Below are 15562 nucleotides of genomic sequence, written 5' to 3' on the forward strand. Positions count from 1 at the left end.
GGTGTGACGATCTGCCCGCCCCATCGGTTGCCCTCCTGTGGACATCCGGCACGGCGGCCCTCGCGACCCTATGACAACTTCCCTTGTCCGCACACCCGTTCATGACCGATATTCACCGGTTGGCCACGTTCCCGGGGGGCGGGGGCCGGTGCGGGGCGTCCCGCATACTGGGCCTGCCGACCGAGGGGGCCGCGGGTGCGGCCGACCACCGCCACGAGGAGCCGCCTTGCCGTTCACGCTGAGCCACGCGGCGGCGGTGCTGCCCGCCGTGCGCACGGACGGGAGCGGGCGGGGCCCCCTGGTCCCCGCCGTGCTGGTCGCGGGCAGCTTCGCTCCCGACATGACCTATTACGCGGCGAGTGTCCATGCCGGGGCGATGGGGTTCGGTGACGTCACCCACGCGTTCCGGGGCGTGTTCACGGTCGATGTGCTCATCGCCTGGGCGCTGGTGGGGCTGTGGCTGCTGGTGCGCGAACCGCTGGTGGCGCTGTTGCCGCGGGACCGGCAGGGGCGGGTGGCGGCGCTGCTGCGCTGCGGGGCGCCGCGTGCGCGGCTGCGGCCGTCGTCGGTGGCGCGCTGGTACGTCTCGGCCGTTGCGGGGGCGTCGACGCATGTGGTCTGGGACGCGTTCACGCATCTCGACCGGTGGGGGATGCGGGTGTTCCCCGTGCTGGGCGAGGAGGTGGCGGGGTCGCCGCTGTACTGGTACCTGCAGTACGGCGGTTCGGCGGTGGCCGCGGTCGTGATCGCGCTGTTCGTGGCGCGGGCGCTGCGGCGGCCGGCCACCGGGGCCGGTCCCGTGGGGGTGCCCCCGCTCTCCGCCGGGGACCGGTGGTGGGCCGTCGCGCTGCTCGGCGGGTGCGCGGTGGTGGCCGCGGTGCAGCGGGCCTCGCGGTGGTGGGCCCACTGGGGTCCGGTCGCGAAGCCCTGGGAACTGATTCCGACGGTGTGCTTCGGCGCGGGCGCGGGACTGGTCCTCGCGCTGCCGGTGTACGCGGTGACCGTCAGGGCGCGGCGTCCGGCCACGGGGGTCCCTGCGGCCGGCGGTGCGCGGCGGCCGAGCCGTACGGGTGCGCGCTGAGGGGGTCGCCCGCCGCGACGAACACGGTGACGGTGCGGACCGGGCGGGGCCGGGACAGCAGGGTGAGGACGAGGGTGAGGTGGGCGTGGGCCAGCTCGGCCCACAGCCGCCACGGCGGCTGCTCGCCCACGGGGCTCCCGGTGGTGGGGGTGCGGCCGGTTCTCCGGCGGCCGTCGCCGATACGGCGGCCGAGGTCCGCCGTGGCGTTCCGCAGCGCGGTCGTGAGGGTGGCGGGGGTGCGGGCGGTACTTGCGGCGGCCGCGAAGACCGGAACCGACGGGAACACCGTGGGCCCGCCGGGGCGCGGGGGTGCCGCTCTGCGGTGAAGCATGCGTATACCCATGCATGGCATGGTGTCCGCCCGTGCGGACGGCGGCTTTCCCGCAAGGGCCACGCGGGTGAAGGCCCCCTCCGGGGACGGCAGGGGGCGGGCGTGGGCGGCGGGCGTGGGCGGCGCCCCGCGGGGTACGGCCGCACCCGGCACCGCCGGGGGCGCGCCGTGGTGCTCGCCGTCGCGGGGGGGGCGTGCCGAGGGCGGGGCCGGCGTGTCCCGGCCCCGCCCCGGCGGGTCAGTGGGCCGCTGACTCCCAGTCGGAGCCCGCGCCCACCGAGACGCCCAGGGGGACCCGGAGCCGGACCGCGCCGGACATCTCCCGGCGGACCAGGTCCTCCACCGCGGCGCGCTCGCCGGGGGCCAGTTCCAGCACGATCTCGTCGTGGACCTGCAGGAGCATGCGGGAGTTCAGGTCCGCCTCGCGCAGCGCCCGGTCCACGTTCAGCATGGCGATCTTGACGATGTCCGCCGCCGTACCCTGGATCGGCGCGTTCAGCGCCATGCGCTCCGCCGCCTCGCGGCGCTGGCGGTTGTCGCTGTTGAGGTCGGGCAGGTAGCGGCGGCGGCCGAAGAGCGTCGCCGTGTAGCCGGTGGCCCGGGCCTCGTCGACGACCCGGCGCAGGTAGTCCCGCACGCCGCCGAAGCGCTCGAAGTACGCGTCCATCAGGGCGCGCGCCTCCGCCGCCTCGATGTTCAGCTGCTGGGAGAGGCCGAAGGCCGACAACCCGTACGCCAGCCCGTACGACATCGCCTTGATCTTGCGGCGCATCTCCGCGTCCACCGCGGACCGCTCGACCGAGAACACCTGCGCGGCCGCCGTGGTGTGCAGGTCCTCGCCCGAGGTGAACGCCTCGATCAGGCCGGCGTCCTCGGAGAGGTGGGCCATCACGCGCAGCTCGATCTGGCTGTAGTCGGCGGTGAGGAGGGACTCGAAGCCCTCTCCGACGACGAAGCCGCGGCGGATCGCGCGGCCCTCGTCCGTGCGGACGGGGATGTTCTGGAGGTTGGGGTCGGTCGAGGACAGCCGGCCCGTCGCGGCGACGGTCTGGTTGAACGTGGTGTGGATGCGGCCGTCCGCGGCGATCGTCTTGATCAGGCCCTCGACGGTGACCCGCAGCTTCGCCTGCTCACGGTGGCGGAGCATGATCACCGGAAGGTCGTTGTCGGTCTGTGTGGCGAGCCAGGCCAGGGCGTCGGCGTCCGTGGTGTAGCCGGTCTTCGTCCGCTTCGTCTTCGGCAGCGCCAGCTCGCCGAAGAGGACCTCCTGGAGCTGCTTGGGCGAGCCCAGGTTGAACTCGTGCCCCGCCGCCGCGTGCGCCTCCTTCACCGCCTGCTGCACGGCGCCCGCGAACATCTGCTCCATCGCCTGGAGGTGCTCCCGGTCGGCCGCGATGCCGTGCCGCTCCATGCGGGCGAGCAGCGCGGACGTGGGCAGCTCCATGTCGCGGAGCAGGTCGGCCGCGCCCACTTCCGCCAGGCGGCCCTCGAAGGCCTCCCCCAGGTCGAGGACGGCGCGGGCCTGCACCATCAGCGCCTCGGCCTGGGCGCCGTCGTCCGCGCCGAAGGCCAGCTGGCCGTCGGGCGTGGCGGCGGGCGCCAGCTCGCGGTGCAGGTACTCCAGGGAGAGCGCGTCCAGGTCGAAGGAGCGGCGGCCCGGCTTCACCAGGTACGCGGCGAGCGCGGTGTCCATGGTGACGCCCTCGATGGTCCAGCCGTGCTCGGCGAAGACCCGCATCGCGCCCTTGGCGTTGTGGAACACCTTGGGCCGGTCCGCGTCGGCGAGCCAGGCCGAGAACGCCCGCTCGTCGGCCTCGTCCAGCTCGGCCGGGTCGAACCAGGCGGCCGGTCCGGCGGACGTGGCCAGCGCGATCTCGGTGACCGAGCCGGTGCCCAGGGCCCAGGTGTCGACCGTGGCGACGCCGAGCGGTCCGGCGCCGTGCCCGGTGAGCCAGCCGGCCAGTTCGCCGGTGCCCAGCACCGTGCCGTCCAGCTCCACGCCGGCCTCGACGGCCGGGGCGGCGGCCCCGGTCTCCTCCGCGCCCGGGTCGACGGCGAACAGCCGCTCCCGCAGCGACGGGTTCCTGATCTCCAGGGTGTCCAGGATCATCGTCACGGCCTTGCGGTCGTAGGCGGTCCGCTCCAGGTCGAGGACGCCCCGGGGCAGCTCGACCGCGCGCTCCAGCTCGGTGAGGCGGCGGTTGAGCTTGACCGCCTCCAGGTGGTCGCGCAGGTTCTGCCCGGCCTTGCCCTTGACCTCGTCGACGCGCTCGACCAGCTCCGCGAAGGAACCGAACTGGTTGATCCACTTCGCGGCCGTCTTCTCGCCCACGCCGGGGATGCCGGGCAGGTTGTCCGACGGGTCACCGCGCAGCGCCGCGAAGTCGGGGTACTGCGCGGGGGTCAGACCGTACTTCTCGACGACCTTCTCCGGGGTGAACCGGGTCAGCTCGGAGACGCCCTTCGTCGGGTACAGCACCGTGGTGCGCTCGGAGACCAGCTGGAAGGAGTCCCGGTCGCCGGTGACGATCAGCACCTCGAAGCCCTCGGCCTCGGCCTGGGTGGCGAGGGTGGCGATGATGTCGTCCGCCTCGAAGCCCTCGACGGCGAAGCGGGCGGCGTGCATCGCGTCGAGCAGCTCGCCGATCAGCTCGACCTGGCCCTTGAACTCGTCCGGGGTCTTGGAGCGGTTCGCCTTGTACTCGGTGAACTCCTCCGAGCGCCATGTCCTGCGGGAGACGTCGAAGGCGACGGCGAAGTGGGTGGGCGCCTCGTCACGGAGGGTGTTGGCCAGCATCGACGCGAAGCCGTAGATCGCGTTCGTCGGCTGGCCCGTCGCGGTGGTGAAGTTCTCCGCGGGCAGCGCGAAGAACGCGCGGTACGCGAGGGAGTGCCCGTCCATGAGCATCAGTCGGGGGCGGGCTCCGTCGGGAGTCTGGTCGGTCTTCTTCGATGCTGTGTCTGCCACGTGTCCGATCCTGCCACGTGGCACCGACAGCGGGGGGCGGGCGTGGGCCGTGGGGCCGATCCGCCCCCTGCGCCCCGTCCCGTCCCCGCGGGGGGCCGCGCCCCGGGCTCCCTTCGGCCCCGAACGGGTCCCGTCCTCGTCCGCCGGACGGGCCGGACGGACGTGGCAGGATCGGAGACCCACCTCATACGTGTATGCGGAACAGGAGTGCGCGATGGCGACGAAGCCGCCCCAGGGGGATCCGGTCCAGGACGCGCCGCGGGTCGCCGGGCCGAAGCGCTCGGCCGCGGGACTGCCGGCGGTCGGGCACACCCTGCGCACGGCCCGGCAGCAGATGGGGGTGAAGCGGACGGCGCTGACGCTGCTCGGCGTGAACCAGAAGGACGGCTTCGACTGCCCGGGCTGCGCCTGGCCGGAGCCGGAGCACCGGCACAGGGCGGAGTTCTGCGAGAACGGGGCGAAGGCCGTGGCCGAGGAGGCCACCCTGCGCCGGGTCACCCCGGAGTTCTTCGCCGCGCACTCCGTCGCCGACCTGTCCGGCCGCAGCGGCTACTGGCTGGGGCAGCAGGGACGGCTGACGCACCCCGTGTACCTCCCCGAGGGCGGCGCGCACTACGAACCGGTCACCTGGGAGCGGGCCTTCGACATCGTCGCCGAGGAGATCGCCGCCCTCGGCTCCCCGGACGAGGCCGTCTTCTACACCTCCGGGCGCACCGGCAACGAGGCCGCCTTCCTGTACCAGCTGTTCGCCCGCCGGCTCGGCACCAACAACCTGCCCGACTGCTCCAACCTGTGCCACGAGTCCTCCGGCTCGGCCCTGTCGGAGACGATCGGCGTGGGCAAGGGCAGCGTCCTGCTGGAGGACCTGTACCGGGCCGACCTGATCGTCGTCGCCGGCCAGAACCCCGGCACCAACCACCCGCGCATGCTGTCCGCCCTGGAGAAGGCCAAGGCGAACGGCGCGCGGATCATCAGCGTCAACCCGCTGCCCGAGGCGGGCCTGGAGCGCTTCAGGAACCCGCAGACCGTCAAGGGACTCACCACCGGCACCGCCCTGACCGATCTGTTCCTGCAGATCCGCATCGGCGGCGACCAGGCCCTGTTCCGCCTCCTCAACAAGCTGATCCTCGACACCCCGGGCGCGGTCGACGAGGAGTTCGTGCGCGAGCACACGCACGGTTACGAGGAGTTCGCCGAGGCCGCGCGCGCCGCCGACTGGGACGGGACGCTCGCCGCGACCGGTCTCACGCGGGAGGACATCGAGCGGTGCCTGCGGATGGTCCTGGAGTCGAAGCGCATCATCGTGTGCTGGGCGATGGGGCTCACGCAGCACAAGCACTCCGTGGCCATGATCCGTGAGGTCGTCAACTTCCTGCTGCTGCGCGGCAACATCGGCCGCCCGGGGGCGGGTGTGTGCCCGGTGCGCGGTCACTCCAACGTGCAGGGCGACCGCACCATGGGCATCTTCGAGCGGCCGGCGCCGGCCTTCCTGGACGCCCTGGGGAAGGAGTTCGGCTTCGCCCCGCCGCGCGAGCACGGCTACGACGTCGTACGGGCCATCCGGGCCCTGCGCGACGGGAGGGCGAAGGTCTTCTTCGCCATGGGGGGCAACTTCGTCTCCGCCTCCCCCGACACGGAGGTCACCGAGGCCGCGATGCGCCGGGCCCGGCTGACGGTGCACGTGTCGACCAAGCTGAACCGCTCGCACGCCGTCACGGGCGCGCGCGCCCTGATCCTGCCGACGCTCGGCCGCACCGAGCGCGATCTGCAGGACGGCGGCGAGCAGTTCGTGACGGTCGAGGACTCCATGGGCATGGTGCACGCCTCGCGCGGACGCCTCGAGCCGGCCAGCCCCCACCTGCTGTCGGAGCCGGCCATCGTGTGCCGGCTGGCCCGTCGCGTCCTCGGCGAGGACGACACGGTGCCGTGGGAGGAGTTCGAGAGGGACTACGGGGCGATCCGCGACCGCATCGCGCGGGTGGTCCCCGGCTTCGAGGACTTCAACGCGCGCGTGGCCCGCCCCGGGGGCTTCGCGCTCCCGCACGCCCCGCGCGACGAGCGCCGCTTCCCCACCGCCACCGGCAGGGCCAACTTCACCGCCGCGCCGGTGGAGTACCCCGAGCTGCCGGAGGGCCGGCTGCTGCTGCAGACGCTGCGCTCGCACGACCAGTACAACACCACGGTCTACGGCCTCGACGACCGCTACCGGGGCATCAGGAACGGCCGGCGCGTGGTGCTGGTCAACCCGCAGGACGCGCGGGAGCTGCGGCTCGCGGACGGCTCCTACGTCGATCTGGTCGGCGAGTGGAGGGACGGCGTGGAGCGCAGGGCGCCGGGCTTCCGCGTCGTGCACTACCCGACGGCGCGCGGGTGTGCGGCGGCGTACTACCCGGAGACCAACGTGCTGGTGCCGCTGGACGCCACCGCGGACACCAGCAACACCCCGGCCAGCAAGTCCGTGGTGGTGCGTCTGGAACAATCGGCGGCCGACTGAGCGTTCGCTCAGCCGAGAACCGTACCGACGCACGACGAAGGAGCCGGGCCCATGGGAGAGCAGCAGCAGGTGACGTTCCCGCAGGAGGTCGTCGACGAGTACGCCGCGCTCGGCGTGGACCTGCCCGCGTTGTTCTCGGCGGGCCACCTGGGCACGCGGATGGGCGTGCAGATCCTGGAGGCGTCGGCGGAGCGGGTCGTCGGCACGATGCCGGTGGAGGGCAACACCCAGCCGTACGGGCTGCTGCACGGCGGCGCCTCGGCCGTGCTGGCGGAGACGCTGGGGTCGGTGGGGTCGATGCTGCACGGCGGCAGCTCGAAGATCGCCGTCGGGGTCGACCTCAACTGCACGCACCACCGCGGCGTCCGCTCCGGCCTGGTCACCGGGGTCGCCACCCCCGTGCACCGGGGGCGGTCCACGGCGACGTACGAGGTCGTCATCACCGACGAGGCGGACAAGCGGGTGTGCACCGCGCGGCTGACCTGCCTGCTGCGGGACGTGAACCCGGGCGACGGGGTGCGGGCGGGCGCTGCGGGCTGACCGCCGGGCCGCGGCGGACGCGGCGGGCCCGCCCCAGGGGGACCCCGCCCCGGGGCATTGCTCCCGTCCGTCCGCCGCTCTACCGTCGGGCCATGGGACGGCAGAAGGCCCACTGGCCGGGAGGGGCGGCGCTGGCGCTGCTGATCGCCGTCACGGCGGCCGGCTGCGGCGGCCCCGGTGACGGAGCGGGCGGTTCCGCCGGTGCCGCGCACAGCGCGCCCCCGTCGTCCCCGTCCCCCCGGGCCGTGTCCGGCGCGGAGTCGTGCGCGAGCGCCGTCGGGTACTGGGCGCGCGCGATGCTGGACGGCCGCGAGCCGTACGGCGACTACCAGTCGATGGGGCTGTCCAACCGGCAGTACGACATCCTGCGGGAGGTCGTGGAGGCGGCACGGGCCACGGAGCGGGAGCACGGCGCCCGGGCCGCCGGGGAGTCGGTCGACCGCCGGGTGCGGCAGGCGTGCGCCGAGAGGTACCGCGACGGCGGTCCGCGTCACGGCCCGTGGCACTCGTGAGCGGCATCGGGCCCGTCGAGCCGGGCGAGGAGACCCGCGCCCGGGACGTCCCGCGGTCCCGGCCGCGCGGACGGCCCGCCCCGCGCCACGACCGCCACCGCCACCGCCAGGCCGTCCTCGCGTCCGTCGCCGCCCTCGTCGTGCTGACGGGCGGCGGCTACCTGTACGCGAGCCGTCCGCAGCCGCGCCCTGCTCCCCCGCCGCCCCACCCGTCCCAGGCGGTCGACCTCGTCTACCTGGCCCCCGCGGCCGGCTCCCCGGGGACCCCGGACGACGGCTTCGGCTTCACGGTGCTGCTGAGCGTGCGGTCGGGACCGCCCGTCACCGTGACACGGCTGACCCAGCCCTACGACGGCCTGTCGGTGACCTCCTCCCCCGCGGCACCTTTCCGGACGAAATCGCATTCCACCCGCAAGATCGTTGTCACGCTCCGGGTGACGGAATGTGAAAAAGCACCCCGGAATCCCGGCCTCCCTTTCCTGGACGTAACACTGCGTAATGCGCGCGCAATAGAAGCCCACAGTTTCATCCTGGGGAAGCGCTATGCACAGGACCTCTCCCGGGCCCTCGAAGTCGCCTGCGGCAACGATTCCAGGTAATCACCAAAACACCCCAGACACCTGAACACAGCCCGTCGGTCCTGCGGGTTCTCACCATGCGGACAGGGCGAATCGGCCTGAATTCAGCCCTTCTTCCCAGCCAGTACCGCTCTGCATTACCCGATGTCATAACAAGAGAGTCACAGCCTGAGTCAGACCCTCCTCCACCTTCCCTACACACGCTTAGAGTCACGGCCAGTCACCGCGCAGTCGGATTGTCACTTCGGCCCCGCGCTCGACTCGACCGCCTCCACGGGGATGCGGCCGTGCCAGGGAAAGGACTGATCGTGCGTCAACGTTCGCTCATCGCCATCACCGCCGCTCTGGCGGCGGGAGCGCTCACCCTCACCGCCTGCGGCTCGCGTGACGACGACGGCGGCTCCGACTCCGGCAACGGCGGCGGTGGTGGTGGCACCACCGTCGTCATCGGCGTCGACGCCCCGCTGACCGGCGACCTGTCCGCGCTCGGCCTCGGCATCAAGAACTCGGCGGACCTCGCGGCCAAGACCGCCAACAAGAACAAGACCGTCGAGGGCGTCACCTTCAAGGTCGAGGCGCTCGACGACCAGGGCCAGCCCTCCGTCGGCCAGCAGAACGCCAGCAGCTTCGTCGCCAACAAGGACGTCCTCGGCGTCGTCGGCCCGCTGAACTCGTCGGTCGGCGAGTCCATGCAGAGGGTCTTCGAGACCGCCAAGCTGGTCGAGGTCTCCCCGGCCAACACCGGCCCCTCCCTCACCCAGGGCCCGGACTGGCGCACCAAGAAGGTCCGCCAGTACAAGTCGTACTTCCGCACCGCGACCACGGACGCCATCCAGGGCCCGTTCGCCGCGCAGTACGTCTACAACGACGCCAAGAAGAAGAAGGTCTTCGTCATCGACGACAAGAAGACCTACGGCGCGGGTCTCGCCGCCACCTTCACCGAGGAGTTCAAGAAGCTCGGCGGCAAGGTCGTCGGCACCGAGCACATCAACCCGGACACCAAGGACTTCTCCTCGGTCGCCACCAAGGTGAAGAACTCCGGCGCCGACGTCGTCTACTACGGCGGTGAATACCCGCAGGCCGGCCCGCTGAGCAAGCAGATCAAGGAGGCCGGCGCCAAGATCCCGCTGGTCGGCGGCGACGGCATCAAGGACGACACCTTCCTCGAACTGGCCGGCTCCGCCGCCGACGGCGACCTCGCCACCTCCGTCGGCGCGCCCGTCGAGGAACTCCCGTCGGCCAAGAAGTTCGTGGCCGACTACAAGGCGGCCGGCTACAAGGAGGACTACGCGGCCTACGGCGGCTACTCCTACGACTCCGCCTGGGCGATCATCGAGGCCGTCAAGAAGGTCGTCGAGGACAACGGCGGGAAGCTTCCCGACGACGCCCGCGCCAAGGTCACCGAGGCCATGCAGAACGTCTCCTTCGACGGTGTGACCGGCAAGGTCTCCTTCGACGAGTTCGGTGACGCGACCAACAAGCAGCTCACCGTCTACTCCGTCGAGAACGGAGCCTTCAAGGACGTCAAGTCCGGTACCTACACCGGCTGACCGACCCCGCACCACAGCCCACGAGCCGCGCGGGGCGCTGTTCCACAGGCGCCCCGCGCGGACTCGCATCCGGCCATATCCGTCGAACATCCGAAAGTCTCGGAGGACATGCGGTGAACGAACTGCCGCAGCAGCTGGTCAACGGCCTGCTACTGGGATCCATGTACGGGCTCGTCGCCATTGGCTACACCATGGTCTACGGCATCGTCCAGCTCATCAACTTCGCCCACGGCGAGATCTTCATGACCGGCGCCTTCGGTGCGCTCACGGTCTACATGTACATCCTGCCCGACGGCACCTCCATGCTGATCGCCCTGCCCCTGATGCTGCTCGGCGCGGTGATCGTCGCCGTCGTCGTCGCCATCGGGGCGGAACGGTTCGCCTACCGCCCCCTGCGCGGCGCGCCCCGACTCGCGCCCCTCATCACCGCCATCGGCCTCTCCCTCGCCCTCCAGCAGGCGGTGTGGGCCTGGTACCCGGACGCCAAGTCCGCGCGCCCCTTCCCGCAGATCGACGGCGGCCCCTTCCACATCGGCGGCGTCACCATCCAGACCGGTGACATCTTCCTGCTGATCGCGGCCCCCGTCAGCATGGCCCTGCTCGGCTACTTCGTGATGCGCACCCGCACCGGGCGCGGCATGCAGGCCACCGCCCAGGACCCGGACACCGCCAAGCTGATGGGCGTCAACACGGACCGCATCATCGTGATCGCCTTCGCCCTCGGCGCCGTCTTCGCCGCCGTCGGAGGCGTCGCCTACGGCCTCAAGTACGGCCAGATCGAGTTCAAGATGGGCTTCATCCTCGGTCTCAAGGCCTTCACCGCGGCGGTCCTCGGCGGCATCGGCAACATCTACGGCGCCATGATCGGCGGTGTCGTCCTCGGCGTCGCCGAGACCCTGGCCACCGCCTACATCGCCGACATCCCCGGCCTGGACAAGTTCGGCAGCCAGTCCTGGGCGGACGTCTGGGCCTTCATCCTCCTCATCCTCGTGCTGCTGTTCAGGCCGCAGGGCCTGCTCGGCGAACGCGTTGCGGACAGGGCGTGACACCGATGACCACACAGACCACCGCGCCGAAGAACACCGGCGCCCCCGCCGCGGGCGACGCCTCGGGCCTCATCGGCATCCCCCCGCGGCTGGGCCGCGCCCTCGCCACCGGCGGCGGCGGCCTCACCGTCGTCTCCACGTTCCTCGCCTGGACCTGGACCGCCGAGTTCCCCGGCGACCTCACCGTCTACGGCTACCCCGGCGGCCTGCAGGTCCTGGTGCTGATCGCCGGCGCCCTCACCGCCCTGTTCGGCCTCGCCTCGTACGGCGTCAGGGGGCTCGGCTGGCTCGCGCCGGCCGGCGCCGACGCGGCGCTCAAGTTCGCCGCGCTCGCCGCCTTCGCCACCACCTGGTACACGGTCGTCGCGATCAGCGTCCAGCTCGGCGGGGTCGTCAACCTCGAACCCGGCGGTTACCTCGCCGCGGTCGTCACCCTCGTCGCGTTCCTGGGCGCCCTCGCCCTGCCCTTCGAGCGCCCCGAGCCCGACCCCTTCGACCCCGACGACGCCGGCTGGGACCGGTTCAAGCACTCCGCCGCGCAGAACTGGCAGACCGTCCGGGCGGCCTTCGCCCCCAAGGAGGCCCGGCCCGTACGCGCGCTGCCCTCCTACGTCGAGATCCTCGTCATCGTCGCGATCCTCGCCCTGGCCCTGCTCGTCTTCACCTACGGCATCGGCACCGAGTACGACGAACTGTTCATCGGCTTCCTGATCGTCGCCGGCTTCGGCTTCGCCGCCCTTCACCGGTCCGGGCTGATCGGCCACGCCACCGAGATCACCGCACGGCACCAGAACATCACCATCTGCGGCGCCTTCATCGCGGCGGCCTGCTTCCCCTTCACACAGTCCGACGACCAGTACGCCACCCTCGGCGTCTACATCCTGATCTTCGCCACGGTCGCGCTCGGCCTGAACATCGTCGTCGGCCTCGCCGGCCTGCTCGACCTGGGCTACGTGGCCTTCCTCGGCGTCGGCGCCTACGCCGCCTCCATGGTCTCCGGATCCCCCAGCTCGCCCTTCGACCTGCACCTGCCCTTCTGGGCCGCCGTCCTGGTCGGTGCGGTCGCCTCCCTGGTGTTCGGCGTCCTGATCGGCGCGCCCACGCTGCGGCTGCGCGGCGACTACCTCGCCATCGTGACGCTCGGCTTCGGTGAGATCTTCCGGATCACCGTCAACAACCTGGACGGCACCTCGGGACCGGACGTCACCAACGGCTCCAACGGCATCTCGTCCATCCCCGACCTCAAGATCCTCGGCTTCGACCTCGGGATCTCGCACGACCTCGGCGGCTTCACCCTCGGCCGGTTCGCCAACTACTTCCTGCTGATGCTCATCATCACCGCCGTCGTCGTCCTCGTCTTCCGGCGCAGCGGCGACTCCCGCATCGGCCGCGCCTGGGTCGCCATCCGCGAGGACGAGACCGCCGCGCTCGCCATGGGCATCAACGGCTTCCGCGTCAAGCTCATCGCGTTCGCCGTCGGCGCCTCGCTGGCCGGACTCGCCGGCACCGTCCAGGCGCACGTCACCTACACCGTCACCCCCGAGCAGTACCTCTTCGCCGGCACCACGCCGCCCAACTCGGCCTTCCTGCTCGCCGCGGTCGTGCTCGGCGGCATGGGCACCATCGCCGGCCCGCTCATCGGTGCGGCGCTGCTGTTCCTGATCCCCAACAAGCTCCAGTTCCTCGACGACTACCAGCTCCTCGCCTTCGGGCTCGCGCTCGTCCTGCTGATGCGCTTCCGCCCGGAGGGCCTCATCGCCAACCGGCGCCGCCAGCTGGAGTTCCACGAAGAGGCCGAAGCGCCCGCAGTCCTGAGCAAGACAGGGGCCTGACCACCATGACCACCGACACCACCACCAAGGACACCGCACCGGGCGCCCCGGCCCCCGGCACCCCCCTCCTCGACGCGCGCGGTGTCACGATGCGCTTCGGCGGACTGACCGCCGTGAACGGCGTCGACCTGACCGTCAACAGCGGTGAGATCGTCGGTCTGATCGGCCCCAACGGCGCCGGCAAGACGACCTTCTTCAACTGCCTGACCGGTCTCTACGTGCCGACCGAGGGCGAGGTCCGCTACAAGGACCGGGTCCTGCCGGCCAAGTCCTTCAAGGTGACCGCCGCCGGCATCGCCCGCACCTTCCAGAACATCCGGCTGTTCGGCAACATGACGGTCCTGGAGAACGTGCTCGTCGGCCGGCACACGCGGACCAAGGAGGGTTTCTGGTCCGCCGTGCTGCGCGGGCCCGGCTTCCACCGTGCGGAGGCCGCCTCCCGCGAACGCGCCACGGAGCTGCTGGAGTTCGTGGGCCTCGCGCACAAGGCCGACCACCTCGCGCGCAACCTGCCCTACGGCGAGCAGCGCAAGCTGGAGATCGCCCGCGCGCTGGCCAGCGAGCCGGGGCTGCTGCTCCTGGACGAGCCGACGGCCGGTATGAACCCCCAGGAGACGCGGGCCACCGAGGAGTTGGTCTTCGCCATCCGCGACAAGGGCATCGCCGTCCTCGTCATCGAGCACGACATGCGGTTCATCTTCAACCTCTGTGACCGCGTCGCCGTGCTCGTCCAGGGCGAGAAGCTCGTCGAGGGCGACAGCGCCACGGTGCAGGGCGACGAACGCGTCGTCGCCGCCTACCTCGGCGAACCCCTGGAGAACGACCCCGGCGCCGCGGAGGCGGCCGAGGTGGAGGCCGCCGAGGCGGCGCAGGCCGCCGAGGCCGACACCACCACGGACACCGCGGCCGGCAAGGAGAACGACCGATGACCGCACTGCTCGAGGTCGAGGACCTCCGTGTCGCCTACGGCAAGATCGAGGCCGTCAAGGGCATTTCCTTCAAGGTCGACGCCGGCGAGGTGGTCACCCTCATCGGCACCAACGGCGCCGGCAAGACCACGACGCTGCGCACCCTGTCGGGGCTGCTGAAGCCGGTCGGCGGCCAGATCAAATTCGGCGGCAAGTCGCTCAAGAAGGTCCCCGCCCACCAGATCGTCTCGCTGGGGCTCGCGCACTCCCCCGAGGGACGGCACATCTTCCCGCGCATGACGATCGAGGACAACCTGCGCCTCGGCGCCTTCCTGCGCAGCGACCGGCCGGGCATCGAGAAGGACATCCAGCGCGCCTACGACCTCTTCCCGATCCTCGGGGAGCGCCGCAAGCAGGCCGCGGGCACCCTCTCCGGCGGTGAGCAGCAGATGCTCGCCATGGGCCGGGCCCTGATGTCCCAGCCCAAGCTGCTCATGCTCGACGAGCCCTCCATGGGCCTCTCACCGATCATGATGCAGAAGATCATGGCGACGATCGCCGAGCTGAAGTCGCAGGGCACCACGATCCTGCTCGTCGAGCAGAACGCCCAGGCCGCCCTCTCCCTGGCCGACCACGGCCATGTCATGGAGGTCGGCAACATCGTCCTGTCCGGCAGCGGCCGGAGCCTGCTCCACGACGAGTCCGTCCGCAAGGCCTACCTCGGCGAGGACTGAGACACCCGCACACGGCCGAGGCCCGCGCCCCCCGTGCGGGGGGCGCGGGCCTCGGCACGTCCGCCGGGAAGGGTCAGCCCTTCGACGCCTTCTTCTCCTCGGCGTCGTCGATGACCGCCTGTGCCACCTGCTGCATCGACATCCGCCGGTCCATCGACGTCTTCTGGATCCACCGGAACGCCGCCGGCTCGGTCAGCCCGTACTGCGTCTGCAGCACCGACTTCGCCCGGTCCACCAGCTTGCGCGTCTCCAGCCGCTGGCTCAGGTCCGCGACCTCGCGCTCCAGTTCCTTCAGCTCCGTGAACCGCGACACCGCCATCTCGATCGCCGGCACCACGTCGCTCTTGCTGAACGGCTTCACCAGGTACGCCATCGCGCCCGCGTCCCGCGCCCGCTCCACCAGGTCACGCTGCGAGAACGCGGTCAGCATCAGCACCGGGGCGATGCTCTCCTCGGCGATCTTCTCCGCCGCCGAGATACCGTCCAGCTTCGGCATCTTCACGTCGAGGATCACCAGATCGGGCCGGTGCTCCCGCGCCAGCTCCACGGCCTGCTCCCCGTCCCCGGCCTCACCGACGACGGAGTAACCCTCCTCCTCCAGCATCTCCTTGAGGTCGAGCCGGATCAGGGCCTCGTCCTCGGCGATCACGACACGGGTCGTCATCGGAGGCACGTGCGACTTGTCGTCGGCGGGCGCGTCTGCGGGCTGGGGCGACTCGGGGGCGGTCACGTGGGCTCCTTGGTGCGGGGCAGGCCGGTACTGCTGACAAGAGCGTACCCAGCTGCGATAAGGTGGGGGCACGGCGGGTGACCGTCGACCTTTGTTTTACAGGGCGCCCCGGTAGCCCAGCGGTAGAGGCAATGGTCTCAAACACCATCCAGCGTCGGTTCGAATCCGACCCGGGGTACTTTTCCTTGACATCCAAGGTCACCATTTGAGGGCGGATGTTCACCTTTCCGGTGAACGTCCGCCTTTTCCGCGTCCGCT

The 15562-nt window shown here is 71.5% G+C and carries 13 protein-coding genes and 1 tRNA gene; 11 read left to right on the plus strand and 3 right to left on the minus strand.

Annotated elements, in window-relative coordinates:
- The first annotated feature begins 226 nt into the window (after nt 1–226).
- Nucleotides 227–1081, plus strand: a complete 855-nt coding sequence (locus tag ABTY20_RS01450) for a DUF4184 family protein (RefSeq protein WP_351994964.1) — start codon at nt 227–229, stop codon at nt 1079–1081.
- On the opposite strand, the gene ABTY20_RS01455 is transcribed toward ABTY20_RS01450, so the two are convergent.
- Complete coding sequence (locus ABTY20_RS01455; RefSeq protein ID WP_351994965.1) at nt 1005–1424, minus strand: hypothetical protein; 420 nt, start codon at nt 1422–1424, stop codon at nt 1005–1007. The two genes, ABTY20_RS01450 and ABTY20_RS01455, sit on opposite strands and share 77 nt — an antisense overlap.
- A 226-nt stretch (nt 1425–1650) precedes the next feature.
- Nucleotides 1651–4380 carry a DNA polymerase I gene (polA, locus tag ABTY20_RS01460; protein ID WP_351994966.1) on the minus strand — a complete coding sequence of 910 codons (2730 nt, stop codon included), beginning with the start codon at nt 4378–4380 and terminating at the stop codon, nt 1651–1653.
- Nucleotides 4381–4594: 214 nt separating this feature from the next.
- Here polA and ABTY20_RS01465 point away from each other — a divergent pair, with 214 nt between their 5' ends.
- The 9 genes from ABTY20_RS01465 (at nt 4595) to ABTY20_RS01505 (ending at nt 14574) form a co-directional block, all read left to right on the plus strand.
- Nucleotides 4595–6874, plus strand: coding sequence for an FdhF/YdeP family oxidoreductase (locus ABTY20_RS01465; RefSeq protein ID WP_351994967.1), 2280 nt, complete (start codon nt 4595–4597; stop codon nt 6872–6874).
- A 51-nt stretch (nt 6875–6925) separates the two neighbouring features.
- Complete coding sequence (locus ABTY20_RS01470; RefSeq protein ID WP_351994968.1) at nt 6926–7414, plus strand: PaaI family thioesterase; 489 nt, start codon at nt 6926–6928, stop codon at nt 7412–7414.
- Between the two features lie 92 nt (nt 7415–7506).
- Entirely contained in the window at nt 7507–7926 is a 420-nt protein-coding gene (locus ABTY20_RS01475) for a hypothetical protein (protein ID WP_351994969.1), read from the plus strand.
- A complete protein-coding gene (locus tag ABTY20_RS01480; RefSeq protein ID WP_351994970.1) occupies nt 7923–8525 on the plus strand; it encodes a Tat pathway signal sequence domain protein in 603 nt (200 codons plus the stop codon). The genes ABTY20_RS01475 and ABTY20_RS01480 overlap by 4 nt, the downstream gene beginning before the upstream one ends.
- A gap of 287 nt (nt 8526–8812) precedes the next feature.
- Nucleotides 8813–10054, plus strand: a complete 1242-nt coding sequence (locus tag ABTY20_RS01485; protein WP_351994971.1) for a branched-chain amino acid ABC transporter substrate-binding protein — start codon at nt 8813–8815, stop codon at nt 10052–10054.
- Nucleotides 10055–10167: 113 nt separating this feature from the next.
- Nucleotides 10168–11100, plus strand: a complete 933-nt coding sequence (locus ABTY20_RS01490; protein WP_351994972.1) for a branched-chain amino acid ABC transporter permease — start codon at nt 10168–10170, stop codon at nt 11098–11100.
- 5 nt (nt 11101–11105) lie between these two features.
- Nucleotides 11106–12932: a branched-chain amino acid ABC transporter permease gene (locus ABTY20_RS01495; protein WP_351994973.1), complete on the plus strand. Its 1827-nt coding sequence runs from the start codon at nt 11106–11108 to the stop codon at nt 12930–12932.
- A 5-nt stretch (nt 12933–12937) separates the two neighbouring features.
- A complete protein-coding gene (locus ABTY20_RS01500; RefSeq protein WP_351994974.1) occupies nt 12938–13861 on the plus strand; it encodes an ABC transporter ATP-binding protein in 924 nt (307 codons plus the stop codon).
- A complete protein-coding gene (locus ABTY20_RS01505) occupies nt 13858–14574 on the plus strand; it encodes an ABC transporter ATP-binding protein (protein WP_351994975.1) in 717 nt (238 codons plus the stop codon). The genes ABTY20_RS01500 and ABTY20_RS01505 overlap by 4 nt, the downstream gene beginning before the upstream one ends.
- Nucleotides 14575–14647: 73 nt before the next feature.
- Here ABTY20_RS01505 and ABTY20_RS01510 read toward each other — a convergent pair whose 3' ends face one another.
- Nucleotides 14648–15304 carry an ANTAR domain-containing response regulator gene (locus ABTY20_RS01510; protein WP_351994976.1) on the minus strand — a complete coding sequence of 219 codons (657 nt, stop codon included), beginning with the start codon at nt 15302–15304 and terminating at the stop codon, nt 14648–14650.
- A gap of 105 nt (nt 15305–15409) precedes the next feature.
- On the opposite strand from ABTY20_RS01510, the gene ABTY20_RS01515 reads away from it, so the two are divergent.
- Nucleotides 15410–15482 (plus strand) — tRNA-Leu (locus ABTY20_RS01515).
- Nucleotides 15483–15562 lie beyond the last annotated feature (80 nt).

The sequence above is a fragment of the Streptomyces sp. NPDC126497 genome, assembly GCF_040302425.1.
Taxonomy (GTDB): Bacteria; Actinomycetota; Actinomycetes; order Streptomycetales; family Streptomycetaceae; genus Streptomyces.